We start from the raw sequence: 25,684 nt of genomic DNA on the forward strand, positions 1-25,684 counted from the left end.
GTCAAATCAGGTCCGCCCGCGTGGGGCTTCCTCGTAGCCGCCGGCAGGCGGCACCATCTCCGCGCGCACCCCGAGCAGCCGAATCGGCCGGTCGTCCTCCAGCTTGGCCAGCAACGCCAGCGCGGTGTCGGCGATGGTGGCCACGTCGTACGTCGGCTCGGGGAGCTTGCGGACCCGGGAGGTGGTGAAGAACGGGGCGAACCGGACCTTCAGCCCGACGCGGGCACAGGGCCGTCCCTCGGCGCGGATGTCGGCGACCACCTGCTCGGCCAGGCTGGTGACCGCCGCGGCGATCTCCGCAGGCGTGGTCAGGTCCTGCTGGTACGTCGTCTCGCGGCCGTGCGCCCGCGGCACCCAGGGGGTGTCGTCGACCGTGCTGCGGCCGTGCCCACGGCCCAGGGCGGCGAAGTAGGGACCCATGGTGGGTCCGAACTCGGCCACGAGCGGCTCCAGGGGCGACTCCGCGAGCTGCCGCACCGTGGTGATCCCCAGCGCCGCCAGCCGGGCACCGATCCGCGACCCCACCCCCCACAGCGCGGTGGTGGGCCGGTCCCCCATCCAGGCCATCCAGTTGTCCTCGCTCAACCGGAACGTGCCGCGCGGCTTGCCGAAGTCGGTGGCCATCTTGGCCCGGACCAGGGTGTCGCCGATGCCGACCGAGCAGTGCAGCCCGGTGGCGGCCAGCACCTCGGCCTGCAGCTCGCGGGCGACGGCCTCGGGGTCGAACCCCTCCTCCGCCGCGGGGAAGCCCACGAAGGCCTCGTCCCAGCCGAGCACCTCCACCACCGCGCCGGGATGGGCGCGCAGGGTCGCCATCACGGTCGCCGAGGCCGCCTCGTAGACCGGGAAGTCGACGGGCAGGAAGACCGCCTCGGGGCAGCGCTTCACCGCGATCTTGAGCGGCATCCCGGACCGGATCCCGAACTGCCGCGCCTCGTAGGAGGCGGTCGAGACCACCGCACGCTCGGTCGGGTCGCCCCGACCGCCCACGACCAGCGGGAGACCGGCGAGCTCCGGGTGCCGGAGCAGCTCCACGGCAGCCAGGAACTGGTCCATGTCGACGTGCAGCACCCACCCCACCCCGGCACCCTAGCCGGGTGGGGGCATGCCGGGGCCGAGGTCGGGTACGCACCCGTCATGAGCGCATCCCCCACCTCCGCGACCAAGCCGCTCGCCGCCGTCACCGGCGCCAGCAGCGGCATCGGCCTCGAGCTCGCCCGGCTCTTCGCCGCCAACGGGTTCGACCTGGTGATCAACGCCGAGGACGCCGCGCTGCACGACGCGGCCGAGGAGCTGCGGGGCTCCGGTGCCGCCGTACGCGTGGTGCAGGCCGACCTGCGCGCTCCCGACGGCGTCACCGAGCTCTACGACGAGATCCGCGCCGACGGGCGACCCCTCGCCGCGATCGCCCTCAACGCCGGGGTCGGCCAGGGCGGAGCGTTCGTGGAGACCGACCTGGGCCACGACCTGGAGATCATCGAGCTCAACATCCTCTCCACCGTGCGCCTGGCCAAGCTGGCGCTGCGCGACATGCTGGACGCCGGGCAGGGGCGGGTGCTCGTCACCTCCTCGATCGCCGCGGAGCTGCCGGGGTCGTTCCAGGCCACCTACAACGCCTCGAAGTCGTTCCTGCAGTCCTTCACCACCGCACTGCAGGACGAGCTCAAAGACACCGGCGTCACCCTGACGTCGCTGATGCCCGGACCCACCGACACCGAGTTCTTCGCCCGGGCCAGGATGCTGGACACCGCCGTGGGCCGGGGCAAGAAGGACGACCCGGCGCAGGTGGCCGAGCAGGGCTTCGCCGCGATGATGGCCGGGGAGGCCCGCGCGGTCGGCGGCGGGCTGGCCACCAAGGTGCAGGAGGCCGCCAGCAAGGTGCTGCCCGACAAGGTCAAGGCCGCGCTGCACCGCCGGATGGCGGAGCCGGGCGCCGACAGCTAGGCCGCGACTAGGGGGTCGGTGCGTCCGGACCGCCCTGGTTGGTCGGGCAGTCGTCGTTGGAGCAGATCCGGTCGTCGACGGTGGCGTCGGGCTCGGCCCTGGGCTCGGACTCCAGGTCGTCGTCGGGCCGGTGGCCGCGGAGCCGGACCTCGGACCCGCAGACCTGGCAGGGCTTGTTGTCGAAGTACACAGCTGCTCCTCGTAGGAATCCTGATGCTGCGGGTGACCCTACTCAGTCAGCCGGCGAGCTCCGCCACCCCGTCGAGCAGCCGGTCCACCTCGTCGGCGCTGGTGTACGGCGCCAGCCCGGCGCGCACCGCACCGGCGTCCCCCAGCCCCAGCCATCGCGACGCCTCGAGGGCGTAGAAGTTGCTGGCCGGCGCGTTGACCCCGCGGGCGGCGAGCTGCTGGTGCACCTCGCGGCCGCTGTGGCCCGCGACGGAGAAGTAGACCGTGGGGGTACGCCGCCGCGGGGAGCCGTGGAGCCGGACCGCGTCGAGCCTGCCCAGGCCCTCGAGCAGCCGCTCCAGCAGCTCGTCCTCGTGCGCCTCGACGGCGCGCATGGAGGCCAGCAGCCGCTGGCGTCGCGGCTGCTCGGCCGCGTCGGCGCCCGGGGCGAGGCCGGCGATGAAGTCGACCGCGGCCGTCGTACCGGCGAGCAGCTCGTAGGGAAGCGTGCCGAGCTCGAACCGCTCCGGGACCGCGTCGGAGGAGGGCAGCAGCTTGTCGGGGTGCAGCTGATCCAGCAGCTCGGGCCGGGCCACCAGGAGGCCGTGGTGCGGCCCGAAGAACTTGTACGGCGAGCAGGCGTAGAAGTCCGCGCCCAGCTCGGTCACGTCCACCGGGGCGTGCGGGGTGAGGTGCACCCCGTCGACGAAGAGCAGCGCCCCGACCTCGTGCACGGCTTCGGCGATCGCGGGGACGTCGGGCCGGGTGCCGAGGATGTTCGAGGCCCCGGTGACCGCGACCAGCCGGGTGCGCTCGGACAGCACGGCCCGCACGTCGTCTACGCCGAGCTCGCCGGTCTCGGCGTCGAAGTCGGCCCAGCGCACGGTCGCGCCCACGGACTCGGCCGCCTGCAGCCAGGGACGGATGTTGGAGTCGTGGTCGAGCCGCGAGACCACCACCTCGTCGCCGGGACCCCACTGCCGGGCCAGCACCCGCGCCAGGTCGTACGTCGCCTGGGTCATGGAGCGCGCGAAGACGACGCCGGCCGCGTCGCAGCCGAGCAGGTCGGCGACCGCAGCGCGAGCGCCGCGGACCACCTCCTCGGCCCGGCGCTCCGAGGCGGTCACCTGGCCGCGGTTGGAGAGTCCGGAGATCATGGTGGCGGCGATCGCCTCGGCCACCTGTCGCGGCACCTGGGTGCCGCCGGGCCCGTCGAAGTACGCCGTTCCCTCCGCGAGGGCGGGGAAGTCGGCGCGGACGCGGGCGAGGTCGAAGGCGGTGGGTGCGGGCATGGCGACATCCTGCCTGCCGCCCCAACCGCGCATGTGCACCCGGACGGGGGGCGAGGGCCGCTACTCCCCCAGCCCGCACGCGTCGCGCGCGTAGTCGAGCACGCGTGAGGCACCTGCCGCCGGCATCCGCACCAGGAGCTCGCCCGGCTTGCCGTCCAGGCGCAGCTTGACCCGGAAGGCGGTGGCGCCGCCGGACTCCATGAAGGCGTGCGGGTCGCACCGTGCCGGCACCACGGGCAGCTCGATGCGCACCGGGGCGTCCTCGCTGCGCACCAGGAGCCCAGGGGTCCAGACCGGTTGCCGGTCGGGGGTGAGCACCGGGGTGCCGGACACGGTCTCGACCAGGATCCGGTGACCCGGCCGGCCCGACGGGGTCGCGACCAGGGTGATCGTGGCGACCCCGTCGCGACCGGGCCGGTCCACCTCGACCTGGGCGTCGAAGGCGAGCGTGGCCGCCTCCCCCAGCGCCAGCTGGAAGCAGCGGGACCCGACGTAGCGCGCCACCACGTCGGCCTCGTCCTCGACCGGGATCCGCGTCGTACGGCCGGCATAGGTGACGGTGACGTGGCCCGCTCCGCGGCTTCCGCACACGGGCCGGGCGGGCTGGGCCAACGGGTAGCCCCGCTCGGAGTCGGCCGGGATGGCGCGCAGCCGCTCCGCGGGGATGCCGGCGCGGAACCTGGGGTCCCGGTAGTCGATGGCGCTCGGGTCGACCGGGCGGGCCAGCCCGTTGCCGATCCAGACCTGGAAGCGTCCCAGCGCGGCGTCGCGGGAGGACTGCCTGAGGTCGGCGACCAGCCGGCGCGCGGGTGGGCCCAGGTCCGGCTGCGGGATCGGTGAGTAGGTCCGGATCGACCGGGTGGGGGACGGCGAGGTCCCGGGTGCGGCCTGGCCCGGCTGGGAGGACTCCGAGGCGCAGGCCGACAGCAGCGCGCAGAGCGCCAGCAGACCCCCTCGCCAGACCCGACCACCACGCCGCACCATGGCGGCCAGTCTGCTGGTCCCCAGGGTCGACTGCCAGACCTTTTGACGGCGCCGGTCTACCCGGCGACAGCCAGGGCGAGCACCCGGCCGAGCTCCTGCGGCCGGCTGAACTGGGGCCAGTGCCCGGTCGGCAGGTCGAGGTAGGAGACCGACGCCATCTTCGCCAGCTCCTCGGTGCCCGGCTCCCGGGCCGCGACCGCTCGGCGCAGCACGATGCTGGGCAGCTCGCACATCACCATCGTGATCGGGATGCCGTAGCGGCGGTCGTCGTAGAGCTTCTGCTCCCCGGTCACCACGCCCTCCGGCGACGGGATCGAGCGGGCCCGGACCAGGGCCCGGAGCTCCTGGTCGAGCCCGACCAGCATCTCCTCGCCGAAGGACTCCCACGGCGGCAACGCGACCTCGCCGCGTTCCACGAACCAGCCGCCGTCGCCCTTCTGCCCGTCCGGGCGGGGCTCGCTCGCCACGTAGACGACGCGCGCCACCCGCTCGGGTCGGGCGTCGGCAGCGGCGTGCGCCAGCGCACCTCCCGCGGAGTGCGCCACCAGCACCACCTTCTCCGGGTCCTGGGCCTCCAGGGCGTCGATGATGTCGATGACCTCTTCGACGTGGTCGCGCAGCGTGATGCCGGAGCGGTCCAGCCGCCGCGAGCCCATGCCCGGCAAGGTCAGGGCGTGCACCCGGTGCCCGGCAGCCTCGAGCACCGGGGTGACCTCGTTCCACGAGGACCCGACGAGCCAGAGGCCCGGGATGAGGATGAGCTGCATGGGGCGCAGGCTAAGTTGAAACCTACCGATTGGTAACCCTTTTGCCTCGAGCTTGACCAATCATGGGTAGATCGCCCGCTCAACGCCTCGGGCACGCGCGGCGAGGAACGCCTGCTCCGCCTCGTTGCCGGTCATCGAGATTGCCCTCCCGTACGCCGCCCGCGCCTCCCCGGACCGGCCCAGCCGGCGCAGCAGGTCGGCCCGTGCCGCATGGAACGGCTGGTACGTCGTGAGGTCGAGCGCCTCGACCAGCGCCAGGGCGACCTCGGGGCCGTCGAGCTCGGCCACCGCCAGGGCCCGGTTGAGGGCGACCACCGGGGTCGGCGTCACGGCGTACAGCTGGTCGTAGAGGGCGAGCACCTGGGACCAGTCGGTGGCGGCGAAGTCAGGTGCGTCGGTGTGCACGGCGTTGATGGCAGCCAACAGCTGGTGGTGGCCGGGCCGGTTGCGGCGCAGGCACTCGCGCACCAGGGCGTGCCCCTCGGCGACGAGCCCGGGGTCCCAGCGGCTGCGGTCCTGCTCGTCCAGCCCGACCAGGCGCCCCTGCACCACGCGCGCCGGGCGGCGGGCCTCGGTCAGCAGCATCAGGGCCAGCAGGCCGGCCACCTCGGGCTCGTCGGGCATCAGGTGGCGCAGCACCCGGGTCAGCCGGAGCGCCTCGGCGCAGAGGTCGGTGCGCACTGGCTGGTCACCGGCGCGCGGCAGGTAGCCCTCGTTGAACACCAGGTAGAGGGTGGCCAGCACGCCGCCGAGCCGGTCGGCGAGCTCGGCGTCGCCGGGCACCCGGTAGGGGATGCGGGCGACGGCGATCTTCTGCTTCGCGCGGGTGATGCGCTGGGCCATGGCACGTTCCTGGACCAGGAACGCGGCGGCGATCTCCGGCACGGTGAGGCCGCCCAGCAGGCGCAGCGTGAGCGCCACCCGGGTCGCCGGCGCCAGCGCCGGGTGACAGCAGGTGAAGAGCAGCCGGAGCCGGTCGTCGGGGATCGCGGACGCCGGGTCGTCCGGGTCCCAGTCGGCCGGGTCAGCGCCGTGGGGGGCGCGCAGCAGGTCGGCCTCCACGTGGCGGGCGTGCCTGGTGGACTCCCGGCGGAGCCGGTCCACCGCGCGGTTGCGCGCCGTGGTGCTCAGCCACCCAGGCGGGTACGGCGGTACGCCGGCGGTGGGCCACCGACGTACCGCCTCGGCGAAGGCGTCCTGGGTGACCTCCTCGGCCAGCCCCAGGTCGCCGAACCGGCGGGTCAGGGCCGCCACGATCCGACCGAACTCCTCGCGGTGGAGTCCCTCGATCAGCGTGGCGACCTCGTCCGGCGCCGCGTGCTCGGGCAACGTCACTCACCCTGGAAGGGCCGGACCTCCACCTTGCCGCGGCAGGCCCTGGAACCCTCGGCCGCCAGCGCCAGGGCCTCGTCGAGGTCGCGTGCGGTGATCACCCAGAACCCCCCGATCAGCTCCTTGGACTCCAGGTAGGGACCGTCGGTGGTGACCACCTCGGCACCGGTGCCGTCCACGACGGTGGCGGTGTGCGCCGGGTGCAGGCCGCCGGCGAAGACCCAGTGGCCCCGCTCCCGGAGGCTCTCGTTGAAGCGACCGGTGTCGGCGAACGCCTGCTCCATCTCCTCCTTGCTCCCGTAGGTCCCGAACTCGTCGTACTCCGCCGGACCCCACACCGACAACAGGTACTCAGCCATGACTCTCTCCTCCGCTCAGCGGCACGACCCGGTGTCGTGCCCTCACCCACTCCACGAACCGGCCGGGCCGGATGCGACATCCAGGGCACGGCGCATCACCACGCGAGGGAACCCTCCGGCGACGGCGTCCGTGGTCGAGGCCAGGGTGAACCCGGCGTCCTCGAACAGCTTGCGGGTCCCGACGAAGGCCATCGTCAGGTCCATCTTCTGCCCCTGGGTGTCGGCGGGGTAGCCCTCGACGGCCGGGGCGCCCTGCTCCGCGGCGTAGTCCACGGCACCGGCCAGCAGGTGGTGGGAGATCCCCTTGCGCCGGTGGCCCGGTCGGACCCTCAGGCACCACACCGACCACACCGGCAGGTCGTCGACGTGCGGGATCTTGGTGGAGCGCGCGAACGGCAGCTCCGCCCTGGGTGCGACGGCCGCCCACCCCACGACCTCGTCACCGTTGTAGGCGAGCACCCCGGGGGCGACCGGGCGGGCGCACAGCTCACGCATGTGGTCGCCGCGCGCCGGCCCCACCAGCTCACGGTTGCGCTTGGACTCGATGCGGTGGCTCAGGCACCAGCACACGTTCGCGTCCGGGCGCTTGGGCCCGAGCATGACGGCAACGTCGCCGAACCGCTCCGACCCGGCCGGCTTAATTGAAATGGGCATAGTGCAGATCCTTCCGCACCCCTACACTCCTTGGCCATGACCGTGCCGGTCCTCCGCGCCGGCCCCAGCCACGCTGAGCTGCTGGGGCGGCTGCTGTTCGACTTCAACACCGAGTTCGCCGCGCCCACGCCACCCGCCGAGGTGTTCGCCAGGCGCTTCAGCAAGCTGCTGCCCCGCAGCGACGTGATCGCCCTGCTGGCCGGCGACCCGGACGTCACGGGGTTCGCGCTGCTCACCCTGCGCCACACGCCGTACTACGACGGGCCGCTGGCCCAGCTCGAGGAGCTGTACGTCGTCCCGCAGCTGCGCGACCAGGGCATCGGCACCGCGCTGCTGGACGCCGCGGTCACGGAGGTGCGCGCCCTGCGGGCCGGGGAGATGAACATCAACGTCGACGAGGTCGACGTGGACACCCGGCGCTTCTACGAGCGGCACGGCTTCGTCAACGTCGAGCCGGGGACCGACTTCCGGATGCTGTGCTACCTGCGGGAGCTGTGAGGCGACCATCCCGCGCCGCGGACGGTCAGGACGTCAGCAGGCAGAACTCCCGGCCGTCCGGGTCGGCCATCCGCAGCACGCCACCGGCCCGGCCCTCATCCATCCGGGTGGCGCCGAGGGCCACCAGGCGCTCTGCCTCGGTCGCGGGGTCGTCCCCGGTCGCGAGGTCGAGGTGGAGCCGGGACTTTCCGGTCCTGGGCAGCAGCGGCGGCCCGCCCCAGGTGATCTTGGGACCCCCGGCGGGCGAGCGGATGGCGGTCTCCTCGTCCTGGTCCCACACCAGCGGCCAGCCCAGTGCCGCGCTCCAGAAGTAGCCGACCTGCTGGGACCCGTCGCACGAGAGCGCGCCGAGGAATCCGCAGTCGGCGAGGAAGCTGTTGCCCGGCGCGATGACGCACAGCTCGTTGCCCTCCGGGTCGGCGAGCACCACGTGGTCGGCGTCAGGTCCCTGACCGATGTCGAGGTGCTGGGCGCCGAGCCCGAGCGCCCGGTCCACGGTGGCCTGCTGGTCCTCCAGCGAGCCGCTGGTGAGGTCGAAGTGGATGTGGTTCTGACCGCTCTTCTCCTCCGTCGACGGGAGGAAGCGGAGCCGGAAACCGGTGTCGTCGTTCGGCTCCAGCGACGCGCCCGTTGCGGCTTCCTGTGCCACCTCCCACCCGAGCACCCCGGACCAGAATCCCGCGAGCGCGGCGGGGTCGTGGGCGTCGAAGCAGAGGGCGACAAGCTCGGCTGTCATCGCTACAGCATGACTCACGCGATGCGTCAGGAACAGGGGGACTCGATCGCGTCGAGGTCGCGCACGACGTAGCGCAGGTGCTCCCACTCCTCCCGCAGGACCACGTGCAGGCAGGAGCGGACCGTCGCGGGGCGTTCGGGGGCCCAGGGATTGTTCCGCGGCTCGTCCAGGGCCTCGGGGGTGACGGCGTCCAGGTAGTCGCGCACCATGGCGACGCGCTCGGCACGCGCCGCGAGCACCTCGTCGTACGTCGGCTCGGTGGAGGTGAACAGGGACAGGTCCAGCTCGTCGTCGGTGACGCCGGTGAAGGCCAGGCCCAGGGGGTGGAAGGGCTGCTCGATCCCCAGCACTCCCCGACCCAGCCAGGCATCGGTGGCCATCACCAGGTGCCGCAGCGTCTGGGCGAAGGACCACTCACCGTCCACGGAGGTCGCCACCGTGCCCGGCGGCATCGCCGCGGCCCGGGCCAGGGCGGTCGCCCAGGCGGTCTCCGCCGCCGCCCAGGCCTGCCGCAGCCCTGCGGGATCCGGTGCCCGCCGCTGCTCGCGCCCGGGGAAGCGACGGTCCAGCTCCGCCTCGACGTACGCCGTGACGTCCACGCCGTTGACGATCAGCGACCGCTCCTGCTGGGCCAGCCAGGGCGCGTCGATCTCCGTCTCCCGGACGATCACGCCGCGCATCACCACCTCGGAGAGGTCGGCTCCGGAGATCCGAGCACCGGTGAGGTCCACCTCGACGAACTCGGCGCCGTGCAGGTCGTCAGAGCTGGTGAAGGTCGCCATCGGGTGCTCCTGCCTCACTGGCCGGTGTCGGGGCGTACCAGCCGAGGACCTGCATTCTGGCCCAGGACCCAGGTGGGACTGAAGACCCTTTGCGCCAAGGACCCGTCGTCGTATGGTGACGAAGGTGGAGCACAAGACCCCCGGACTTCAGGTGCTGGTCATCGGTCTCGATCCCTACCGTGCGCCTGGCCCCTGGGATCCCCAGCCGATCGCCGAGGCGATCCAGGCCGGCATGACCGCGCTGGCCGACCTGGGCCACCGTGCGGAGACCTGCCTGCTCGGGCTGGAGGGCGGCGAGGACCACGAGACCCAGCTGTCCCAGGCCCTGGCGTCGCGGCCGTGGGACTGCGTGATGGTCGGTGGCGGCATCCGCAAGCCCGAAGAGCTGCTGGGCCTCTTCGAGTCGATCATCAACCTGATCCGGCGCCACGCCCCGCAGGCGGCGATCGCCTTCAACAGCACGCCGCAGGACCTGGCCGACGCCGTCGCCCGGTCCTCGGCCGCCCCCGCCTGACGACCACCAGGACCGGAGGGCGATCAGGCGGCGTCGGGCTGCTCCGCCAGCGCCGAGCGGAGGACGTCGAGGTCCACGCCGGAGCCCTCCAGGAGCGCGCGGCCCGGGCCCTCGGCAAGCACCAGGCCCAGCATCAGGTGCGCGGAGTGGATGCCCCGGTCCTTGAGCCGGATCGCCTCGCGCAGCGCCAGCTCGAGGGTCTTCTTCGCGTCCGGGGTGAAGGGGATGTGCCCGCCCGAACGCCGGCCCGCCCACTCCAGGGCCCCCGCGCCGAAGACCTCGTCGGTCTGCCGCCGTACGGCGTCCAGGTCGATGCCGATGCCGGCCAGGGCGTCGGCGTCCAGGCCGCTCGACGCGACGTCGGCGCGCGCCCGGGCGAGGATCGCCTCGACGTCTCCCCCGGCGGCGCCCAGGGCGCGCCGCGCGGGGCCCGGGCCCTGGACGAGGGAGATGAGCAGGTGCCGGGTGTCGATGCTGCGGGACGCCGCGTCCCGGGCGACGACCTGCGCGTCGGTGACGACCGCGCGGGCCTGTTTGGTGAACCTCTCGAACATCAGTTCCTCCTGCCGTGCTTCTTGTGGACTGCCTGCCGGCTGACGCCCAGGGCGTCAGCCACCTCCTGCCAGGACCAGCCGAGCTCCCGCGCCCGAGACACCTGCAGCGTCTCGAGGCGGTCGGCCAGCTCTCGCAGCGAGCGGACGGCTCTCAGGCCGGCGCCGGGGTCGTCCCCGGCAGCGGAGTCGGTGAGCGTCTTGTCTGTCATGCGTCAACCGTAGTTGACAGGATTGAAGTCGTCAACCCTGGTTGACACGCTTTCTGCAGCCCCAGGCACTACCGTCAGTCCCATGACCTGGCCTCGCATCGGCGGACTGCGCGCCCTGGAGCTGGGCGACGACGGCGAGGAGCTCGGCACCATCGAGGTGACCGCGGTCGAGATCCTGCCCTTCGGCGAGGTGCCCTGGGAGTTCGCCGCACTGGAGGGCGAGGGGGACGCCGACCTCGACGAGTGGCGCACCGGGCACCGCGACTACTGGGAGCGCGTCGCCACTCCCGTCGACGACGAGACCCTGGTGGTGTGCCTCAGGTTCGTCCTGGTGGCCCCACGATGACCCGAGGAAGCCGGCGGACCAGCACCCGGAGCACGACGATCCTGGGCGTCACCGCCCTCGCGGCGGCCCTGGCCGGGACCGGGCTCCCAGCCACGGCCCTGACGACCGCCGAGCAGGCGCCGCGCACCCTGCGGGTCGGGCCGGACCGCGCACTGACCACGCCGAGCGCCGCCGCGGCGGTGGCCCGGGACGGCGACACGGTGCTGATCGACGCGGGCACCTACACCGGCGACGTCGCGACCTGGACTCAGGACGACCTCACCCTGCGCGGGTTCGGCGGGCGGGCGCGGCTGCGGGCCGCCGGGCAGAGCGCCCAGGGCAAGGCGATCTGGGTGATCGCCGGCGACCGCACCACGGTCGACCGGGTCGAGCTCAGCGGCGCTGCGGTGCCCGACGCCAACGGCGCCGGCATCCGTGCCGAGGGCGCCGGACTGACCATCACCCGCAGCTGGTTCCACCACAACCAGAACGGCATCCTCACCGGCGCCGATCCGGAGAGCGACATCGTGATCCGCCGCTCCCGCTTCTTCCGCAACGGCGCCGGGGACGGCTACACCCACAACCTGTACGTCGGCGCCGTGCGCTCGCTGACCGTCACCGGCAGCTACTTCGCTGCCGCCGACGTGGGCCACGAGCTCAAGTCCCGGGCGGCGAGCAACACCATCGTCGGCAACCGGATCACCGACGGCGATGCGCGGGCCAGCTACTCCATCGACCTGCCCAACGGCGGCTCCTCGCTGATCGCGGGCAACGTCATCATCCAGGGACCCGGCTCGGAGAACCCGGCCCTGATCTCCTACGGCGCGGAAGGGCTGACCCACCCCTCGTCGCGGCTGTGGGTGGTCAACAACACCCTGGTGAACCGGCGTACCTCCGGGACGTTCGTCGCCGCCACCACGGGCAGCCGCGCCCGGCTGCGCAACAACCTGCTGGTCGGGCCCGGCGACCTGAGCAACCTCGCCGAGGTGCGGGCCACCGCCAACCGCACGGTGGGGCTGGGGCAGTTCGTGGACCCGGCCGCGGACGACTTCCGGCTCCGTCCCGGGTCGGCGGCCCTCGACCGGGGAGTCCGGGTGCCGACGAGGTGGCGAGCGCGCTGGGAGTACGTCCACCCCGCCAAGCAGGTACGCCGTCCGGTCGTCGGCGCGATCGACCTCGGGGCCTTCGAGCGGCGCTGAGCTCGGTGTTGGGGGCGGGCCGCCGTACGCATCAAGCGGGCACTGAGGGGTACCCCCACCCCGTGACTGACAACGCGAAGGGCTTCATCTCACTCATCGGCGCCAGCGACCCCGAGAGCGCCGACGGCCGCGCGCGGTTGGAGGTGGAGGTGGACGAGCGACACCTCAACCCGGCCGGCACCGTCCACGGCGGGCTGCTCGCCACCTTGGTGGACACCACCATGGGCGCGGCGATCCGCAGCGTGCTTGACGAGGAGACCCCGGCCACCAGCCAGCTCAGCCTGACCTACCTGCGACCGGGCAACCCCGGGCGGCTCCTGGTGACGGCGCAGGTGAGCAAGCGCGGTGAGAGCATCACCGTCTGCGAGGCCGACATCGAGCAGGACGGCAAGGCCCTGGTGCACGCCCTGGCCACGTTCGCGCTGGTGGAGCACTGACCGGCTGACTCGCCGGCCAGTGCTCCTGAGCTGTGCCCTGCGCTGCCCTCTGGCTCAGGCGTCGACGACGATCGAGATGATCAGCGGGCTGCGGCGGAACTTGCGGTGCGCCCAGCGCGCGATCTCCCGGGTGATCATCTGCTCCAGCCGGCTGGCCTCGCCGATGCCCTCGGCCGCGGCGCGGGCCAGGGTCTTCTCGATCACCGGGACCGCGTCCTTGAACGCGTCCGGGTGCGGCACGAACCCGCGGATCATGAAGTCGGGCGTCTCGGCCAGCTTGCCGGTGTCGGCGTCCACCAGGGCGAGCACCGTGACGACGCCCTCCTCGGCGAGGGTACGGCGGTCCTTGAGCGTGTTCTCCGTGGCGCCGCCGACGGTCTGCGCGTCGACGTAGACGTTGCCGGCGGGGACCTTGCCGGTGATCTTGGCCTGGCCCTTGACCAGGTCGACGACCACGCCGTCCTCGGCCAGGATGACCCGCGCGGGGTCGAGGCCGGTCTTGATCGCCAGGTCGGCGTTGGCCTGCAGGTGGCGCCACTCGCCGTGGATCGGCATCACGTTCTTGGGCTGCACGATGTTGTAGCAGTAGACGAGCTCGCCGGCGCTGGCGTGGCCCGAGACGTGCACCTTGGCGTTGCCCTTGTGCACGACCTTGGCGCCCCAGCGGGTCAGGCCGTTGATCACCGAGGAGATGGCGTTCTCGTTGCCGGGGATGACCGAGCTGGCCATCAGCACGGTGTCGCCCTCGCCGATGCGGATCTTGTGCTCCCGGTTGGCCATCCGCGAGAGCGCGGCCAGCGGCTCACCCTGGGAGCCGGTGCAGACGATCGCGACCTTCTTAGGGTTCATCCGCTCCAGCTGCTCGAACGGGACGACCAGGGACTCGGGGTACTTCAGGTAGCCCAGCTCGCGGGCGACGCCCATGTTGCGCACCATGGACCGACCCACGAAGGCGACCTTGCGGCCGTGCTCCTGCGCGGCGTCGAGGACCTGCTGGATGCGGTGCACGTGGCTGGCGAAGCTGGAGACGATGACGCGCCGCGGGGCGGTGCGGAAGACCGTCTCGATGGCGGGGGTGAGCTCCCGCTCCGACATGGTGAACCCGGGGACCTCGGCGTTGGTGGAGTCGGTCATGAACAGGTCGACCCCCTCCTCGCCGAGGCGGGCGAACCCGCGCAGGTCGGTGATGCGGTCGTCGAGGGGGAACTGGTCCATCTTGAAGTCCCCGGTGGTGAGGACCAGGCCGGCCGTGGTGCGGATCGCCACCGCCAGGCCGTCGGGGATGGAGTGGTTGACCGCCAGGAACTCCAGGTCGAAGGGGCCGAACTTGACCCGGTCGCCCTCCTTGACGTGGTTGAGCATGGGCTTGATCTGGTGTTCCTTGAGCTTGGCCTCGATCAGCGCCAGCGTCAGGGTGGATCCGACCACCGGGATGTCGCGTCGCTCGCGCAGCAGGTAGGGCACGCCGCCGATGTGGTCCTCGTGACCGTGGGTCAGCACAACCGCCACGACCGAGTCGAGGCGGTCCCGGATCCAGGTGAAGTCGGGCAGGATCACGTCGATGCCCGGCTGGTGCTCCTCGGGGAAGAGCACGCCGCAGTCGACGATGAGCAGCTTGCCGCGGTGCTCGAAGACGGTCATGTTGCGACCGATCTCTCCGAGGCCTCCCAGGCCGACGATGCGCAGCCCGTCGTTGGGGAGTTTCGGGGGAAGCTGGAGTTCGGGATGGGGGTGGCTCACAAACCTACGCTAGCCGAGGCCGTTCGGCTTCCGGCTCCCGGCGTCCTCCTGAGGGGGTCGGCGCCGCTCCTTCCGGGGGCCCGAACCAGGTGGTGAGCGCCTCCCGGAGCCCGGTGCCAGAGCCGTCGGAGACCCACGCGACGTGCCCGTCGGGCCGGACCAGCACGGCGGCGGGCGCCGGGACGGCCCCGACGACGGGCACCTCCCAGGTCTCGCGCTGGGCGGCCACCGGCTGGGCCGCCACGTGCTGGACCCGGTCGTCCCACCCGGCGACGTCGAGGCCGGCGCCGAGGTCGAGCAGCACCGGACGCGCGGCGTGCAGCTGGTCGAAGAACCGCCGCGGGCCGCCGGGGGCGTCCAGGTCGAGGTCCGGCATCCGCCGCCCGAGCAGCGGGTGTCCCTCGTCGGGACCGTGCCGCTCGTCGGGACCGTGTCGCTCGTCGAGGCCGGAGAGCAGCGCGGTGAGCTGGCGGCGGGGTCCCTCGAAGGCCAGCAGCTCGGAGAAGGTCTCGCGCATCGCCGTGGTGCGTGCGTCCCCTCGTTGCAGGAACGCCTGTGTCATCACGTTGCCCAGGACGCGGGCGGTGGCGGGGTGCCGCTCGGCCTGGTAGCTGTCCAGCAGGGTGTCGGGCGAGACGCCGCGGACCACCTGGGCGAGCTTCCAGCCGAGGTTGACCGCGTCCTGGACCCCGAGGCCGATCCCCTGCCCCCCGGTGGGCGGGTGGGTGTGGACGGCGTCCCCGGCGAGCAGCACCCGCCCGCTGCGGTAGGCCACGGCCTGGCGGGTGGCGTCGGTGAACCGGGAGATCCACCGCGGGGCGTGCGCCCCGAAGTCGGTGCCGTAGACGGCGGTCAGGGCCGCGCTGAGGTCCGCCAGGGTGGGGTCGGTGGGCGGGCCGACCTGCTGCTCGGTGACCACGACCCCGACGGCGCTGCCGTCCGGCAGCACGTTGAGGGCGTGGATGCCGACGTCGTCGAGCCGCAGGCCCGTGGGCGTCTCCTCGCGCACCTGGACCTCGGCGATGAGCTGGCTCCGGGTCGCCCTTGGCCCGACGAAGTCGATGCCGGCCCGCTTGCGCAGGACGCTGCGGCCACCGTCGGCGCCCACCAGGTACGACGTACGCAGCGGGTCGCCGTGGGCCAACCGGATCTCGACCCCGTCCTCGTCGGAGGCGAAGTCGACGACCTCGACCCCACGGCGTACCAGCACGCCGAGCTTCTCGACCCAGTCGAGCAGGATCCGCTCGACGTGGCGCTGCTCCAGCGCGCACGTGTAGGGGTGTCGGGTGGGGAGCACGGCTGCGTCCAACGGGGTGCTGCCGAAGCTCAGCGCCTGGACCGTGCGCCCCTCTGCCAGGAACCGGTCGGCGATGCCGCGCTGGTCGAGGATCTCGATGGTGCGGCAGTGGAAGCCGCGGGCGCGGGTGCCCAGCAGGTCCTCGGTGTCGCGCCGCTCCAGGACGGCGACGTCGATCCCGGCCAGCGCGAGCTCGCCGGCCAGCATCAGGCCGGTCGGCCCGGCCCCCACGATGGTCACCTCAGTCATGCCCACACCACTCCCCACTCGACCCGGTCGAAGGAGTGTGGTGGACGACCGGGGCCTTGCCGCAAGCCCCCTGCGTGGCTATACCTTGAAAGTGGCAGGCAATAGTCTCCGCCGTCCCGGCTCCGCAGGGTGCCGGTCGACGACGAAGGGGACGACATGCTGGGACGACTGTTCGGACGGTCGAGCACGAAGCCGGCGCGGGAGGCTGCCGCCGCGGAACGCGACGGGGCCGGACACCTGGCCCGGGTCGAGCGACTGATCGCGCTGGCGCCGCCCGAGGACCGGGACTCGGTACGCGCCCTGCTGCGCCCCGCGGCAGTCAGTCACGGAACGTCAGGACGCCCCGCCCCGGTCGACTCCTACGTCGGCGGGCACCCCTACCTCCCGGCGGGCCGGGAGTGGCCGCTCGATGAGGACGGGCGCCCGATGCACTTCGTGGTGCAGGTCAACTTCGCCGATGTCCCACAGCTGCCGGACTTCCCCCGCGAGGGTCTGCTGCAGTTCTTCGTGCGGGACCACGAGACATGGGGGCTGACGTTCGCGGAGCTGATGGGCAGGGAGGGCTTCCACTGCCGGTGGTACGCCGCCTCCGACCTGGACGCGGCGTCCTCGCCCGACCCGAGCTCCCCGGTGCCGCCCACCCAGGTCCGGCCCTCGCCGGTGGAGCGGCCGGGCCCGATGGCCTTCGGCTTCGAGCTGCTGGAGCTGTTGCCGTCGGCCTATGAGCAGATGGAGTCCGAGCGCGCCGAGAACCCCCGCGGGTTCGCCGCCTACGAAGTCCTCTGGGAGGAGCACGAGGAGGCCGCCGAGGCGGCGAGCGAGGGCGGGGAGGTGCAGGTCGGCGGCTGGTCAGCCTTCCTCCAGGGCGCCCCGGACGCCCCCGAGGGCTGCTCGCCCCGGCTGATCCTGGGTCTGGCCTCGGCCGGCGGGATGATGTGGGGGGACGTGGGCACGGCTCACCTGTTCGGCGACCCGACGGCCCTCGCGCGCGGCGACGTCTCCGGCTTCTGGTGGGAGTGGTCGCACTGACCGGTCCGGTCCAGCACCCAGGCTGACGCCCCGGGGCTCCGCGGTGGGAGCGCCCGGGGCGTCAGGTGCTGCTTAGGTCCTGCTTGTCAGGTCAGCGCTTGGTCTTCTTGACCGGCACCTTCACCGTGGCCTTGGCGCGGGTCACGGACTCGTTGCCGAGGTAGACGACCCGCACCTTGCGGGCCTTGCGCGGCAGCTTGGCCAGGCCGAGGGTGGCCTTGCCGGCACGGAGCTTGACCGTGGCGACGACCTTGCCCTTGGCCTTGAACCGGACCTTCCCGGCGACGGGGGCGGTGGCCTTCAGGGTGACCTTGATCTTCTTGCCCCGCACCTTGGTGGACAGCGCGGGCTTGGCCTTGGTGACCCGCACCGAGACCGGGTTGCTGGTCCCCGAGGTGTGGTCGGTCGACGAGGTGACCATCGCGGTGAGCTCGTGCCGGCCCACCGTGAGCCCGTCCAGGGAGACCGTGGCCTCGCCGGTGGGGGTCAGGGTCGCGGTGCCGAGGACGGCGTTGCCCCGCATGAGCAGGACGGTCCCGTCGGTCACGGCCGCGGCGTTGCTGCGGGCGCTGACGGCGAAGGTGGCGGTGGTGCCCACCTCGACCGGGCCACCGACCTGGGCCAGCGTCACCTCGGGGCGTCCCGCGGTGACCTTGAGCTCGGCGACCGCCTCACCGGCAGCCACCTTGGTGGTGCCGCCGAACCGGGCCACCACGAGGTGGCGACCGGCGGGCAGGTCGCTGGGCAGCGCCACCGAGGCGGTGCCGGCGGTCAGGGTGCCGGTGACCTTGCGGCCGTCGACCTCCAGGGTCACGCTGCCGGTGACCTTGCGCTCGCTGCTGACCGTGACGGTCGCCTTCGGGGCGGTGCCCCGCTCGACGCTCGTGCTGTCCAGCTGCAGGCCGACCGTGGAGGCGGCCGGGCCGCCGTACGCCAGGGCGGGTGCGTGGGTGCCGCGGACCCGGGCGTGGGTCACCTGCTCGACCGCGTAGCCCATCGCCAGCACGTCGGCGTCGGACCAGGCGCGGCCCACCAGCTGCAGGGAGTTGGAGTAGCCCTGCGACGTGGTGCCGACCGGCACCACCACGGTGGGCAGGCCGACGTTGGAGGTGGTGACCCCGGTCGCGCGGTCCGAGGACAGCGCCGAGGAGCTCGCGTCGTTGTTGCCCATCTGGCTCAGGAAGCCGGGGTAGGCCACCACGTCGACGTCGGCGGTGTCCATCCAGGTGCTGATGGCCTGCTTGTAGGCGTCGCGGCGCGCGAGCACGTTGGTGACGCTCTGGGCGTCGTGCGGCACCCGGCTGGCGACCGAGGTGCCCGAGACGTTGTAGGGCAGGTTGGCGAGGTTCTGCCAGACCGCGGCCGGCGTCCGGTAGGGGAAGGTCGGCTCGGAGACGATGTAGTCGTTCCAGCCGTGGGCGCCGGCGTTGCCGGAGATCGGGCCGGGTGCCGCCGGCTGGCCGGGGACCGGGGTGGTCAGCTCGACGAGCTGGCCGCCGGCCGCCTCGACCGCGGCCCGGACGTCGGCCAGGGTGTCGGCCCCGGTCGGGTCGTCGGCGATCTGGGCGGAGGCGAACGAGCCGGGCAGGTAGCCGACCCGCTTGCCGCGCAGCGCGTCGGCGCTCAGGCCCGCGGTGAACGACTCCGGACGCAGCGTGTTGTCGACGCGGTTGGTCAGGATGTCGTCGGGGTTGTTGCCCGAGGTCCGGGTGGCGGTGGCGTCGAGCACCAGGGCCAGGTCGGTGACGGACTGGCCGATGGGGCCGGCGTAGTCCTGGGCCCAGGTCAGGGGCATGACGCCCTCGGCGCTGGTGAGGCCGTCGGTGCCGCGGAAGGTGCTGAGGCTGGCGCCGGTCGAGGGGGCGTAGAGCGAGACCCCGGTCTGGGTGCCCAGGGAGATGGGCGCCAGGTCGGCGGCGACCGCGGCGGCCGAGCCGCCGGAGGAGCCGTACGACGTCTTGGACGGGTAGAGCCCGTTCCAGGTCTGCATGAAGCCGCTCTCGCTGAAGGAGCCCGAGTTGGCGAACTCCGAGAGGTTGGTCTTGCCGAGGAAGACGGCCCCGGCCTCGCGCAGCCGGGCGATCTGCCAGGCGTCGGACTCGGGCTTCCAGCTCGCCAGCGACTTGATGCCGCCGGTGGTGGGCTGTCCCTCCACGTCGTAGAGGTCCTTGACCGCGATCGGGATGCCGAGCAGCGGTCGCTTGTCGCCCGCGGCCCGGGCCGCGTCGGCGCGTGCTGCCTGCTCGAGGGCGTCGTCGGCCACGTGGATGAAGGACTTGAAGCCCAGCGGACCCTGGTCGTAGGCGGCGATCCGGTCCAGGTAGGCCTTCGTGATCTCCACCGAGGTGACGGTGCCGGCGGCCAGGTCGCGACGCAGGGTGTCCACGCTCTTGCCGGTGACGTCGTAGTCGATGCTGGTGATGCCCGCGGCGTCGGCGGTGGCGGCCGGGAGCTGCAGCGGGTCGGCCCCGACGCAGGTGGCCGGGTCGAAGCCAGGAATCGCGGCGAGGTCCCAGTTCTCCACGGTGCAGACCTGGTCGAGGGTGAGCGCGGCCAGGTCGGGGCTGGCGGCGAGCGCCTGGGTGGCGGTGACGGCCGCGGCGGTCTGGCCGCGGGCGCCGACGTGCACGAAGTGCAGCAGGGACTCGGTGGCGCCCGGCTCGATCGTGAGCTCGTGGACGAAGCCGGGGTCGTTCTGCGCCGAGCCGGTGGGGACGTAGTCGACGGTGAACGGGTCGGCCTGCTGGTCGCCCAGACGCTGCGGCGGCGCGGAGCCGACCACGACGCCAGTGGGGCGGACCTGGCCGGGCGTGGTGGCGACCATCCAGGTGTCGTCGCCGTCCAGCTCGGAGTCGCCGTCGGAGGTGGCGGTGACCTGACCCGCCGTGGTCGATCCCGGTACGCCGTACCCCAGGGAGCCGCCGAACGAGGCCCGGATGGTGATGGGTGCGGTGGTGGTGTTGGTGAAGGTGTCGAAGAACGAGCCGGTGCCGGTGGCGGTGCCGACGTCGAGCTGGCGGGAGACGCTGACGCCGTCGAGCTGGACCGAGGCGGTCGAGGCGTAGGAGCCGCGGGCGACCTCGGTCAGGCCGAAGCCGCGCAGCATCTGGCCGTTCATCCGGTGGGTGCCGCCCTGGACCTGGAGGAAGAGGCTGCCGAACGCCTCCAGGCGGGAGTTGCTGACGTCGCGGATGCTGCCGGTGTCCAGGCCGGGACGGCGGGCGTCGTTGACGTTCCAGGTGGCTCCGTCGTCGGTGGTGACGGGGGTCAGGGCCTGGGCGGCACCGACGCCGGGGAGGAGGGTGGCACCCAGCGCGAGGGCGCAGAGTGAGAGGAGGTGGCGGGAGGGTTGCAAGGGCTCGTCCTTCGTCTTGGCGAGCCCGAACCGTAAGAATTTTGGATGTCCTAGCGACGTCCGGGAGTTTTCCTGCGTGTAACTGATGTGGCCAGTGGGATTTCGAACAGGTTAATAGTGTTCAGGGATCACAGGACTGCGGTAACCGTCACCTTGCCGGACGGCCCACCCGGGGCCTTGAGCCGGACGACGCCCTTGTAGGAGAACCCGGGACCGAAGTCGCTGCCGGTGGTCATCATGCGGTTCCGCCACGAGCCGCCCATCATGCCGCTGGAGCTGCGCGACCCGTCGGGGAAGAACGTCTCGTCCTTAAGGGTCACCGACGTCATCTTCTTGCGCAGCCGCGGCACCGGCTGGACCCGCACGCAGAAGCCGAGCTCGTCGCCGGCTACGGCCCGGAAGACCTGGGCCGTGCCGAGCTTGGCACCGGACTTGGCGCGGATCGCCTTCTTCGGTGACAGCGACTGGCTCAGGCACTTGGCCCCCGCCGCCTCGGCGGAGGTGGAGGCAGTGGCGGTGGCAGAGGCGGTGGCGCCGGTGAGCAGGCCCGCGCACAGGGCCAGGGCGGAGAGCGCGGCAGCGGCAGTACGTCGGGTCATGGCGGTCACCGTAGTGGCTGGGGCGGGTGACGTCGCGGTGGTCCAGACGGGTGCACGTCGGTCATCGCGACCAGGATGCGCTCGAATCGGGCGGTGAGCTCGGCCGGCGTCTGGTCGGGATGCTCGATCCACCACGTCATGAGGGAGGTGACCACCGACTGCCACACGTGGTTCATCATCGAGGCGTCGACCTCGTCGACCTCGGCCGCGCCCGCGTGGTGGCGCAGCGCCGCTCGCACTCCGACCGCGCCCAGGTCGGTCATCCGGTCGCGGCCCGCCGCGGCCACCTGGTGCACCGACGAGTCGCGCGGCAGGTTCTCGTCGTAGAGGACCATCCAGTCCGTGGGCCGCTCGCGCATGGTGGTGAAGATCGTCTGAAGGGTCTCCAGGGCCATCGGCATCCCCGGCTCGGCTCCCTCGACGACAGGGGTGATCACACCGAGCAGGGTCTCGGTCAGCGCCTCCACGCATCGCACGTAGAGCGCGTCCTTGGTGCCGAAGTAGGCATGGACCAGAGGCTTCGAGATGGCCGCCCGCCGGGCGATCGCAGCCACGGAGACCTGGTGGTAGCCGCGCTCCCCGAACTCTGCCAGCGCGGCGTCCAGGATCTGCGCCTCACGCTCCGGACGCGGCATCCCCCGGGTGCCCACGTGTCCGGTGCGGTCCGTCGTCATGCCCCCACCCTAGGAGAGCCGACCGGAGGAGCAGCCGCGTGAATTGACCGGCCGATCACCCTTGCGGATTGACTCGAGAGTCAATTAATCTCGCGCCACCGGCGATGGAGGAACGATGGACGCACTGGCCAACCTGTGGCACGCCCTGCCCGAGCCGCTGCGGGACCCCGTCGCGCTGGCCGTCCCGTTCTTCATCGTCTTCGTCGCCGTGGAGGGCCTCGCGGCGGCCCTGCTGGAGGACGAGCGACCGGAGGACCAACGGCGTACCCCCGACGGTCGAGCCCTCCCCCTGCCCGGCGGCTACGACCGCCGGGACGCGATCGCCAGCCTCTCCATGGGGGCCGTCTCGGTCCTCACCATGACGCTGTGGAAGACGCTCGGCCTGCTGGTCTACTCCGTGCTGTTCGTCTGGGTCGCTCCGTGGCAGCTGCCTATCGACGCCTGGTGGACCTGGCTCCTGGCGATCCTCGGCGTCGACTTCTTCTTCTACTGGGCGCATCGGGTCGCCCACCGGGTGCGGCTCGTGTGGGCCACCCACCAGGCACACCACTCGAGCGAGTACTTCAACTTCGCCACGGCCCTGCGGCAGAAGTGGAACAACTCCGCCGAGCTGGTCTTCTGGCTCCCGCTGCCGCTGTTGGGCATACCCCCGGCCCTGGTCTTCTTCGGCTTCTCGGTCAGCCTCGTCTACCAGTTCTTCGTCCACACCGAGCGCGTCGACCGGCTGTGGCACCCCATCGAGCTGGTCTTCAACACCCCGTCCCACCACCGGGTGCACCACGGTCGCGACCCGGAGTACCTGGACCGCAACTACGGCGGCATCCTCATCGTCTGGGACCGGCTCTTCGGCTCCTTCCAGCCCGAGCTGCACCGGCCGACGTACGGCCTCACCTCGCCGGTCGCCACGAACCACATCGTGAAGCTCCAGACCCACGAGTACGCCGCCATCGTCCGGGACGTGCGCCGCTCGCCGACGCTGCGCAACAAGCTCGGCTACGTCTTCGGACCGCCCGGATGGCGGCCCGCCCAGCGGGTCTCCTGAGGCCTACGACATCGGTCTCAGTGACGTCGGTCCAGGCGCCAGCGCCGAGCGAGCACCGCTGCCAGTCGTTGTCTTGAGGGACGTCGAGGACGGCCTGACCCGGGCGCTTGCCGCGCCGAGCGACGATGAACCCGTGAGCGACGACGTCGAGAGGGCGAGACCCGAGTCGGTCTGGGACTACCCGCGGCCGCCGATCGTGGTCCCGTCTCGCGAGCGCGTGGCGGTCGAGCTGGATGGCGAGATCGTGGCGGACACCCGGGAATCGCTCCGGGTGCTGGAGACGAGCCACCCGCCGGTCTACTACCTCCCTGGTGAGGCCATCGCGCCCGGCTTGCTCCAGCCGGTCCCCGGGACGACGTGGTGCGAGTTCAAGGGGTCAGCGTCCTACTTCGACGTGCTCTGCCCGAGCGGTCGGGTGGTCCCCCGGGCGGCGTGGCACTACCCGGAACCCACCGCGGGCTACGAGGCGCTCGTCGGCCACGTCGCCTTCTATCCCGGCCGGATGGACCGGTGCACCGCCGGCTGGTAGGCCTAGCGACGGACTACGGAACTCTTCACTGATCCCTGTCCCACACGAACACGTCCAGCACCCCGTTGGTGTCTCCCGAGACCAGGTTCGTCGCGGCCGAGTGGAACGCGACGCGGCGACCGTCGGCGCTGACGGAGGGACTGTAGGAGGAGCCACCGGGACCGGGGCCGGCGCTGCCGACCGAGGCCAGGCGGGTCACCCCGGTGCTCCGGTCGTGCACGAAGACGTCCTGGTCGTAGGTGTCGCCGGGCACGAGGTTCGACGCCCAGGACTCGAAGGTGACGAACCGGCCGTCTGAGCTGATGGCCGGCTTCCACGAGGACTCGTTCGCCTGAGCGCCGCCGGTCGCGACCGAGACCCGGGTGGTGACTCCGGTGGTCAGGTCTCGCACGAAGACGTCCCCGGGGCCGTGGGTGTCCCCGGGGACGAGGGTGGACTCGGGCGACTCGAAGGCCACGAACCTGCCGTCAGCACTGATGGAGGGGTGGGAGGCGCCGCTCGGGGTCCCGTCAATGGCGACCGAGACCGGGCGCGTGACCCCGGTGCTCCGGTCGTGCACGAAGACCGGAGCGCCGGAGGAGGCGCCGGGCAGCAGCGAGGCGGCGCTCGACTGGAAGGTGACGTAGCGGCCGTCCCCACTGATCGCGGGCTCGCTGCCACTGGCCTGGGCGCCACCCGTGGCGACCGAGACGCGGGTGGTGACTGCGGTGCTCCGGTCGTGCACGAAGACGTCGTAGGCGCGGTTGGTGTCGCCCGGCACCAGGTTCGTCGCCCACGACTCGTAGGTGACGAACCGGCCGTCCCCGCTGATCGCCGGCCTCCGGGAGTCCTCGTTGGCCAGAGCGCCGGCACTGTCGAGGGACACCAGGGAGGTGCTGCGGGCGGTGCGGTCATGCACGTAGACGTCCGCCTTCCCGTTGGTGTCGCCGGGGACGAGGGTCGCGTAGGACTGGAAGACGACGTAGCGGCCGTCGGCACTGATCGACGGGTCGTACGACGTGCTGTTCGCCTGGGTGCCGTCGCTGCGGATCGAGACTCGACTGGTGGTGCCCGTGGCCAGGTCGCGGACGAACACGTCGCCCTGGCCGTTGGTGTCACCGGGGACGAGGTTCGGCGCTTCCGTCTCGAAGGTGACGAACCGGCCATCGGCACTGATCGCCGAGTTGCGTGAGTCCGCAGTGAGCTGCGTGCCGTCACCGGCGAGCGAGACCCGGGTGGTGGAGCCCGGGGGCACGGGCGTCGGGGTGGGCGTCGGGGTCGGGGTCGGGGTCGGGGTCGTCACCACCGTGGGGGTGACGATCGAGGCTCTCCGGGTCCGCGTTCGATAACTGACCCTCCTGCCCGTCCTGGGATCACGGACCTTCAGGGACACGACGCGGTAGACAGCCGTCGTACCGTGGGCGGGCAGCGTGGTGCGGAACCTGAAGCGGCCGACCTTCGAGGTCTTCCGCTTCGCGATCGTGACGAACTTTGCGCCATCCCGGCGCTGCAGCCTGACCTTGTGCTTGACCTTGGGACCGATCCGCCCGACGACCTTGATCACCGCGCCGGGGGCACCGGCCGCCGGAGTGAGCGAGAGCGTCCCGTTCAGCTTCGGTCCGACGTAGCCCGGGGAGGTCGCCTGGAAGCTGATCGCACCCTGCTGCCGATAGCCGAGCTCCAGCGGTCCCTCGCCTGCGGTCACGCCGGCCAGCGCGGCCCCCGACGAGGCCAGCAGGGCTGTGCTCAGGAACAGGACGACAACGACACCAGCTCTGCGCATGGCTCCCCCACCATGAGGACGGCCTGGACACCGTCAAGAGCCGAACCCTAGCGTTGCCGGCACCCCTGGTACACCGTGATCATCCTGGCCCGGACACCTCGCGCCGTGGCGTCAATCGCGCCCGGCGACCGCGACGTCCTCGATCAGGTCCTGCGTCGGGTCCCACCAGCGAAGGCGGTCGCAGACCAGCTCGCGGGCCGCTTCGGTCGAGTGGAGCGCCTCGAGTGCCGCCGGGAGCGACGACCTCGGGACGCGCCGCGCCAGCGTGACGTGCGGGGTCCAGACCGGATGCCGCAGGGCAGGGACCAGGGCCCGGATCCGTGCGGTCGCAGCCGCCAACGCCTGATCGGGCTCGACCAGGTGGGCGATGGTCACCCTGGCCCCTTGGCCGAACAGCACCAGGCCGCGCAGACCGATCCGGGCCGGCAGCAGCGGTCCGATCGTCTCCCGAGCCGCCCGCACGACCTCGTCCTCGATGCCGACCGCGGCCACGAGAGTCAGGTGCGGTGCGTTGGTCATCGAGCGATGGTCGGCCTGCGAGGGGAGCCCGGCGGCCTTGAGGGCGTCCCACTGCGCCACCACCGCAGCGGTCGAGGAGGGCTCGAAGCTGAGCTCCAGGGCGTGGTCGGGCACGGGTGGAGGATAGGTCGAAGG

The 25,684-nt window shown here is 72.3% G+C and carries 28 protein-coding genes; 9 read left to right on the forward strand and 19 right to left on the reverse strand.

The window, feature by feature from the left end; translation table 11 throughout:
• Nucleotides 1–6: 6 nt before the first annotated feature.
• On the reverse strand, nt 7–1,080 hold the full coding sequence (locus C0R66_RS17400) for a DNA polymerase IV (protein WP_241901506.1): 1,074 nt from the start codon (nt 1,078–1,080) through the stop codon (nt 7–9).
• Nucleotides 1,081–1,137: 57 nt separating this feature from the next.
• On the opposite strand from C0R66_RS17400, the gene C0R66_RS17405 reads away from it, so the two are divergent.
• Entirely contained in the window at nt 1,138–1,944 is an 807-nt protein-coding gene (locus C0R66_RS17405) for an SDR family NAD(P)-dependent oxidoreductase (RefSeq protein ID WP_101525765.1), read from the forward strand.
• A gap of 7 nt (nt 1,945–1,951) precedes the next feature.
• Here the strand turns inward: C0R66_RS17405 and C0R66_RS17410 are convergent, their stop codons facing one another.
• Genes C0R66_RS17410 through C0R66_RS17440 form a run of 7 tightly spaced genes read right to left on the reverse strand, consistent with a single transcriptional unit; the run spans nt 1,952 to nt 7,500 of the window.
• Entirely contained in the window at nt 1,952–2,134 is a 183-nt protein-coding gene (locus tag C0R66_RS17410) for a hypothetical protein (protein ID WP_101525766.1), read from the reverse strand.
• Nucleotides 2,135–2,180: 46 nt separating this feature from the next.
• Nucleotides 2,181–3,404 (reverse strand): cysteine desulfurase-like protein, encoded by a 1,224-nt coding sequence (locus C0R66_RS17415; RefSeq protein WP_101525767.1) that lies wholly within the window; start codon nt 3,402–3,404, stop codon nt 2,181–2,183.
• A gap of 60 nt (nt 3,405–3,464) precedes the next feature.
• The gene (locus C0R66_RS17420) at nt 3,465–4,388 is read right to left on the reverse strand and encodes a hypothetical protein (protein WP_101525768.1); all 924 of its coding nucleotides are present in this window, start codon (nt 4,386–4,388) and stop codon (nt 3,465–3,467) included.
• 56 nt (nt 4,389–4,444) lie between these two features.
• A complete protein-coding gene (locus tag C0R66_RS17425) occupies nt 4,445–5,155 on the reverse strand; it encodes an alpha/beta fold hydrolase (protein WP_101525769.1) in 711 nt (236 codons plus the stop codon).
• Nucleotides 5,156–5,215: 60 nt separating this feature from the next.
• Entirely contained in the window at nt 5,216–6,490 is a 1,275-nt protein-coding gene (locus tag C0R66_RS17430; RefSeq protein WP_241901507.1) for an RNA polymerase sigma factor, read from the reverse strand.
• Complete coding sequence (locus C0R66_RS17435; protein ID WP_101525770.1) at nt 6,487–6,846, reverse strand: YciI family protein; 360 nt, start codon at nt 6,844–6,846, stop codon at nt 6,487–6,489. Before C0R66_RS17435 ends, C0R66_RS17430 begins: the two co-directional genes overlap by 4 nt.
• A gap of 42 nt (nt 6,847–6,888) precedes the next feature.
• Nucleotides 6,889–7,500: a GNAT family N-acetyltransferase gene (locus C0R66_RS17440; RefSeq protein WP_101525771.1), complete on the reverse strand. Its 612-nt coding sequence runs from the start codon at nt 7,498–7,500 to the stop codon at nt 6,889–6,891.
• Between the two features lie 36 nt (nt 7,501–7,536).
• Here C0R66_RS17440 and C0R66_RS17445 point away from each other — a divergent pair, with 36 nt between their 5' ends.
• Nucleotides 7,537–7,998: a GNAT family N-acetyltransferase gene (locus C0R66_RS17445; protein WP_101525772.1), complete on the forward strand. Its 462-nt coding sequence runs from the start codon at nt 7,537–7,539 to the stop codon at nt 7,996–7,998.
• Nucleotides 7,999–8,023: 25 nt separating this feature from the next.
• Here the strand turns inward: C0R66_RS17445 and C0R66_RS17450 are convergent, their stop codons facing one another.
• Nucleotides 8,024–8,734 carry a VOC family protein gene (locus C0R66_RS17450; RefSeq protein WP_101525773.1) on the reverse strand — a complete coding sequence of 237 codons (711 nt, stop codon included), beginning with the start codon at nt 8,732–8,734 and terminating at the stop codon, nt 8,024–8,026.
• Nucleotides 8,735–8,760: 26 nt separating this feature from the next.
• Complete coding sequence (locus C0R66_RS17455) at nt 8,761–9,516, reverse strand: DinB family protein (RefSeq protein ID WP_101525774.1); 756 nt, start codon at nt 9,514–9,516, stop codon at nt 8,761–8,763.
• Nucleotides 9,517–9,640: 124 nt separating this feature from the next.
• Between C0R66_RS17455 and C0R66_RS17460 the strand changes: the two genes are divergently transcribed.
• Nucleotides 9,641–10,030, forward strand: a complete 390-nt coding sequence (locus C0R66_RS17460; RefSeq protein WP_199286733.1) for a hypothetical protein — start codon at nt 9,641–9,643, stop codon at nt 10,028–10,030.
• A gap of 23 nt (nt 10,031–10,053) precedes the next feature.
• Here C0R66_RS17460 and C0R66_RS17465 read toward each other — a convergent pair whose 3' ends face one another.
• Nucleotides 10,054–10,584 carry a Clp protease N-terminal domain-containing protein gene (locus C0R66_RS17465; protein ID WP_101525776.1) on the reverse strand — a complete coding sequence of 177 codons (531 nt, stop codon included), beginning with the start codon at nt 10,582–10,584 and terminating at the stop codon, nt 10,054–10,056.
• Complete coding sequence (locus tag C0R66_RS17470) at nt 10,584–10,793, reverse strand: helix-turn-helix domain-containing protein (protein WP_101525777.1); 210 nt, start codon at nt 10,791–10,793, stop codon at nt 10,584–10,586. Before C0R66_RS17470 ends, C0R66_RS17465 begins: the two co-directional genes overlap by 1 nt.
• Nucleotides 10,794–10,875: 82 nt before the next feature.
• On the opposite strand from C0R66_RS17470, the gene C0R66_RS17475 reads away from it, so the two are divergent.
• The 3 genes from C0R66_RS17475 to C0R66_RS17485 all read left to right on the forward strand — a co-directional run bounded on the left by C0R66_RS17475 (nt 10,876) and on the right by C0R66_RS17485 (nt 12,754).
• Nucleotides 10,876–11,139, forward strand: coding sequence for an ASCH domain-containing protein (locus C0R66_RS17475; RefSeq protein WP_101525778.1), 264 nt, complete (start codon nt 10,876–10,878; stop codon nt 11,137–11,139).
• The gene (locus C0R66_RS17480) at nt 11,136–12,317 is read left to right on the forward strand and encodes a right-handed parallel beta-helix repeat-containing protein (RefSeq protein WP_101525779.1); all 1,182 of its coding nucleotides are present in this window, start codon (nt 11,136–11,138) and stop codon (nt 12,315–12,317) included. The genes C0R66_RS17475 and C0R66_RS17480 overlap by 4 nt, the downstream gene beginning before the upstream one ends.
• Nucleotides 12,318–12,379: 62 nt before the next feature.
• Nucleotides 12,380–12,754, forward strand: a complete 375-nt coding sequence (locus C0R66_RS17485) for a PaaI family thioesterase (protein WP_199286734.1) — start codon at nt 12,380–12,382, stop codon at nt 12,752–12,754.
• A 54-nt stretch (nt 12,755–12,808) separates the two neighbouring features.
• Here the strand turns inward: C0R66_RS17485 and C0R66_RS17490 are convergent, their stop codons facing one another.
• Nucleotides 12,809–14,494 carry a ribonuclease J gene (locus C0R66_RS17490; RefSeq protein ID WP_101525780.1) on the reverse strand — a complete coding sequence of 562 codons (1,686 nt, stop codon included), beginning with the start codon at nt 14,492–14,494 and terminating at the stop codon, nt 12,809–12,811.
• 4 nt (nt 14,495–14,498) lie between these two features.
• Complete coding sequence (locus tag C0R66_RS17495) at nt 14,499–16,040, reverse strand: FAD-dependent monooxygenase (protein WP_101525781.1); 1,542 nt, start codon at nt 16,038–16,040, stop codon at nt 14,499–14,501.
• A gap of 156 nt (nt 16,041–16,196) precedes the next feature.
• Here C0R66_RS17495 and C0R66_RS17500 point away from each other — a divergent pair, with 156 nt between their 5' ends.
• Nucleotides 16,197–17,069 carry a YwqG family protein gene (locus C0R66_RS17500; RefSeq protein WP_101525782.1) on the forward strand — a complete coding sequence of 291 codons (873 nt, stop codon included), beginning with the start codon at nt 16,197–16,199 and terminating at the stop codon, nt 17,067–17,069.
• Nucleotides 17,070–17,160: 91 nt separating this feature from the next.
• Here C0R66_RS17500 and C0R66_RS17505 read toward each other — a convergent pair whose 3' ends face one another.
• From C0R66_RS17505 to C0R66_RS17515, 3 genes are all read right to left on the reverse strand, one after another.
• Nucleotides 17,161–20,424 (reverse strand): amidase family protein, encoded by a 3,264-nt coding sequence (locus tag C0R66_RS17505; protein ID WP_101525783.1) that lies wholly within the window; start codon nt 20,422–20,424, stop codon nt 17,161–17,163.
• A gap of 128 nt (nt 20,425–20,552) precedes the next feature.
• Entirely contained in the window at nt 20,553–21,023 is a 471-nt protein-coding gene (locus tag C0R66_RS17510) for a hypothetical protein (protein ID WP_158648104.1), read from the reverse strand.
• A 5-nt stretch (nt 21,024–21,028) separates the two neighbouring features.
• On the reverse strand, nt 21,029–21,697 hold the full coding sequence (locus C0R66_RS17515; protein WP_101525785.1) for a TetR/AcrR family transcriptional regulator: 669 nt from the start codon (nt 21,695–21,697) through the stop codon (nt 21,029–21,031).
• A gap of 115 nt (nt 21,698–21,812) precedes the next feature.
• Between C0R66_RS17515 and C0R66_RS17520 the strand changes: the two genes are divergently transcribed.
• Both C0R66_RS17520 and C0R66_RS17525 read left to right on the forward strand, forming a co-directional pair.
• Complete coding sequence (locus C0R66_RS17520; protein WP_101525786.1) at nt 21,813–22,739, forward strand: sterol desaturase family protein; 927 nt, start codon at nt 21,813–21,815, stop codon at nt 22,737–22,739.
• A gap of 133 nt (nt 22,740–22,872) precedes the next feature.
• Entirely contained in the window at nt 22,873–23,268 is a 396-nt protein-coding gene (locus C0R66_RS17525) for a DUF427 domain-containing protein (RefSeq protein WP_101525787.1), read from the forward strand.
• Between the two features lie 25 nt (nt 23,269–23,293).
• Here the strand turns inward: C0R66_RS17525 and C0R66_RS17530 are convergent, their stop codons facing one another.
• Complete coding sequence (locus tag C0R66_RS17530) at nt 23,294–25,030, reverse strand: TolB family protein (RefSeq protein WP_158648105.1); 1,737 nt, start codon at nt 25,028–25,030, stop codon at nt 23,294–23,296.
• 111 nt (nt 25,031–25,141) lie between these two features.
• Nucleotides 25,142–25,663 carry a 2'-5' RNA ligase family protein gene (locus C0R66_RS17540; protein WP_158648106.1) on the reverse strand — a complete coding sequence of 174 codons (522 nt, stop codon included), beginning with the start codon at nt 25,661–25,663 and terminating at the stop codon, nt 25,142–25,144.
• Between the last annotated feature and the right edge of the window lie 21 nt (nt 25,664–25,684).

The sequence above is a fragment of the Nocardioides houyundeii genome, assembly GCF_002865585.1.
In the GTDB taxonomy this organism is placed as follows: Bacteria; Actinomycetota; Actinomycetes; order Propionibacteriales; family Nocardioidaceae; genus Nocardioides; species Nocardioides houyundeii.

What these genes read in the sequence shown, in the direction of transcription:
- C0R66_RS17405 (WP_101525765.1), top strand. Translation starts at nt 1,138, where the DNA reads ATGAGCGCATCCCCCACCTCCGCGACCAAGCCGCTCGCCGCCGTCACC.
- C0R66_RS17415 (WP_101525767.1), bottom strand. Translation starts at nt 3,404, where the DNA reads ATGCCCGCACCCACCGCCTTCGACCTCGCCCGCGTCCGCGCCGACTTC.
- C0R66_RS17420 (WP_101525768.1), bottom strand. Translation starts at nt 4,388, where the DNA reads ATGGTGCGGCGTGGTGGTCGGGTCTGGCGAGGGGGTCTGCTGGCGCTC.
- C0R66_RS17425 (WP_101525769.1), bottom strand. Translation starts at nt 5,155, where the DNA reads ATGCAGCTCATCCTCATCCCGGGCCTCTGGCTCGTCGGGTCCTCGTGG.
- C0R66_RS17435 (WP_101525770.1), bottom strand. Translation starts at nt 6,846, where the DNA reads ATGGCTGAGTACCTGTTGTCGGTGTGGGGTCCGGCGGAGTACGACGAG.
- C0R66_RS17440 (WP_101525771.1), bottom strand. Translation starts at nt 7,500, where the DNA reads ATGCCCATTTCAATTAAGCCGGCCGGGTCGGAGCGGTTCGGCGACGTT.
- C0R66_RS17445 (WP_101525772.1), top strand. Translation starts at nt 7,537, where the DNA reads ATGACCGTGCCGGTCCTCCGCGCCGGCCCCAGCCACGCTGAGCTGCTG.
- C0R66_RS17450 (WP_101525773.1), bottom strand. Translation starts at nt 8,734, where the DNA reads ATGACAGCCGAGCTTGTCGCCCTCTGCTTCGACGCCCACGACCCCGCC.
- C0R66_RS17455 (WP_101525774.1), bottom strand. Translation starts at nt 9,516, where the DNA reads ATGGCGACCTTCACCAGCTCTGACGACCTGCACGGCGCCGAGTTCGTC.
- C0R66_RS17465 (WP_101525776.1), bottom strand. Translation starts at nt 10,584, where the DNA reads ATGTTCGAGAGGTTCACCAAACAGGCCCGCGCGGTCGTCACCGACGCG.
- C0R66_RS17470 (WP_101525777.1), bottom strand. Translation starts at nt 10,793, where the DNA reads ATGACAGACAAGACGCTCACCGACTCCGCTGCCGGGGACGACCCCGGC.
- C0R66_RS17475 (WP_101525778.1), top strand. Translation starts at nt 10,876, where the DNA reads ATGACCTGGCCTCGCATCGGCGGACTGCGCGCCCTGGAGCTGGGCGAC.
- C0R66_RS17480 (WP_101525779.1), top strand. Translation starts at nt 11,136, where the DNA reads ATGACCCGAGGAAGCCGGCGGACCAGCACCCGGAGCACGACGATCCTG.
- C0R66_RS17495 (WP_101525781.1), bottom strand. Translation starts at nt 16,040, where the DNA reads ATGACTGAGGTGACCATCGTGGGGGCCGGGCCGACCGGCCTGATGCTG.
- C0R66_RS17500 (WP_101525782.1), top strand. Translation starts at nt 16,197, where the DNA reads ATGCTGGGACGACTGTTCGGACGGTCGAGCACGAAGCCGGCGCGGGAG.
- C0R66_RS17510 (WP_158648104.1), bottom strand. Translation starts at nt 21,023, where the DNA reads ATGACCCGACGTACTGCCGCTGCCGCGCTCTCCGCCCTGGCCCTGTGC.
- C0R66_RS17515 (WP_101525785.1), bottom strand. Translation starts at nt 21,697, where the DNA reads ATGACGACGGACCGCACCGGACACGTGGGCACCCGGGGGATGCCGCGT.
- C0R66_RS17520 (WP_101525786.1), top strand. Translation starts at nt 21,813, where the DNA reads ATGGACGCACTGGCCAACCTGTGGCACGCCCTGCCCGAGCCGCTGCGG.
- C0R66_RS17530 (WP_158648105.1), bottom strand. Translation starts at nt 25,030, where the DNA reads ATGCGCAGAGCTGGTGTCGTTGTCGTCCTGTTCCTGAGCACAGCCCTG.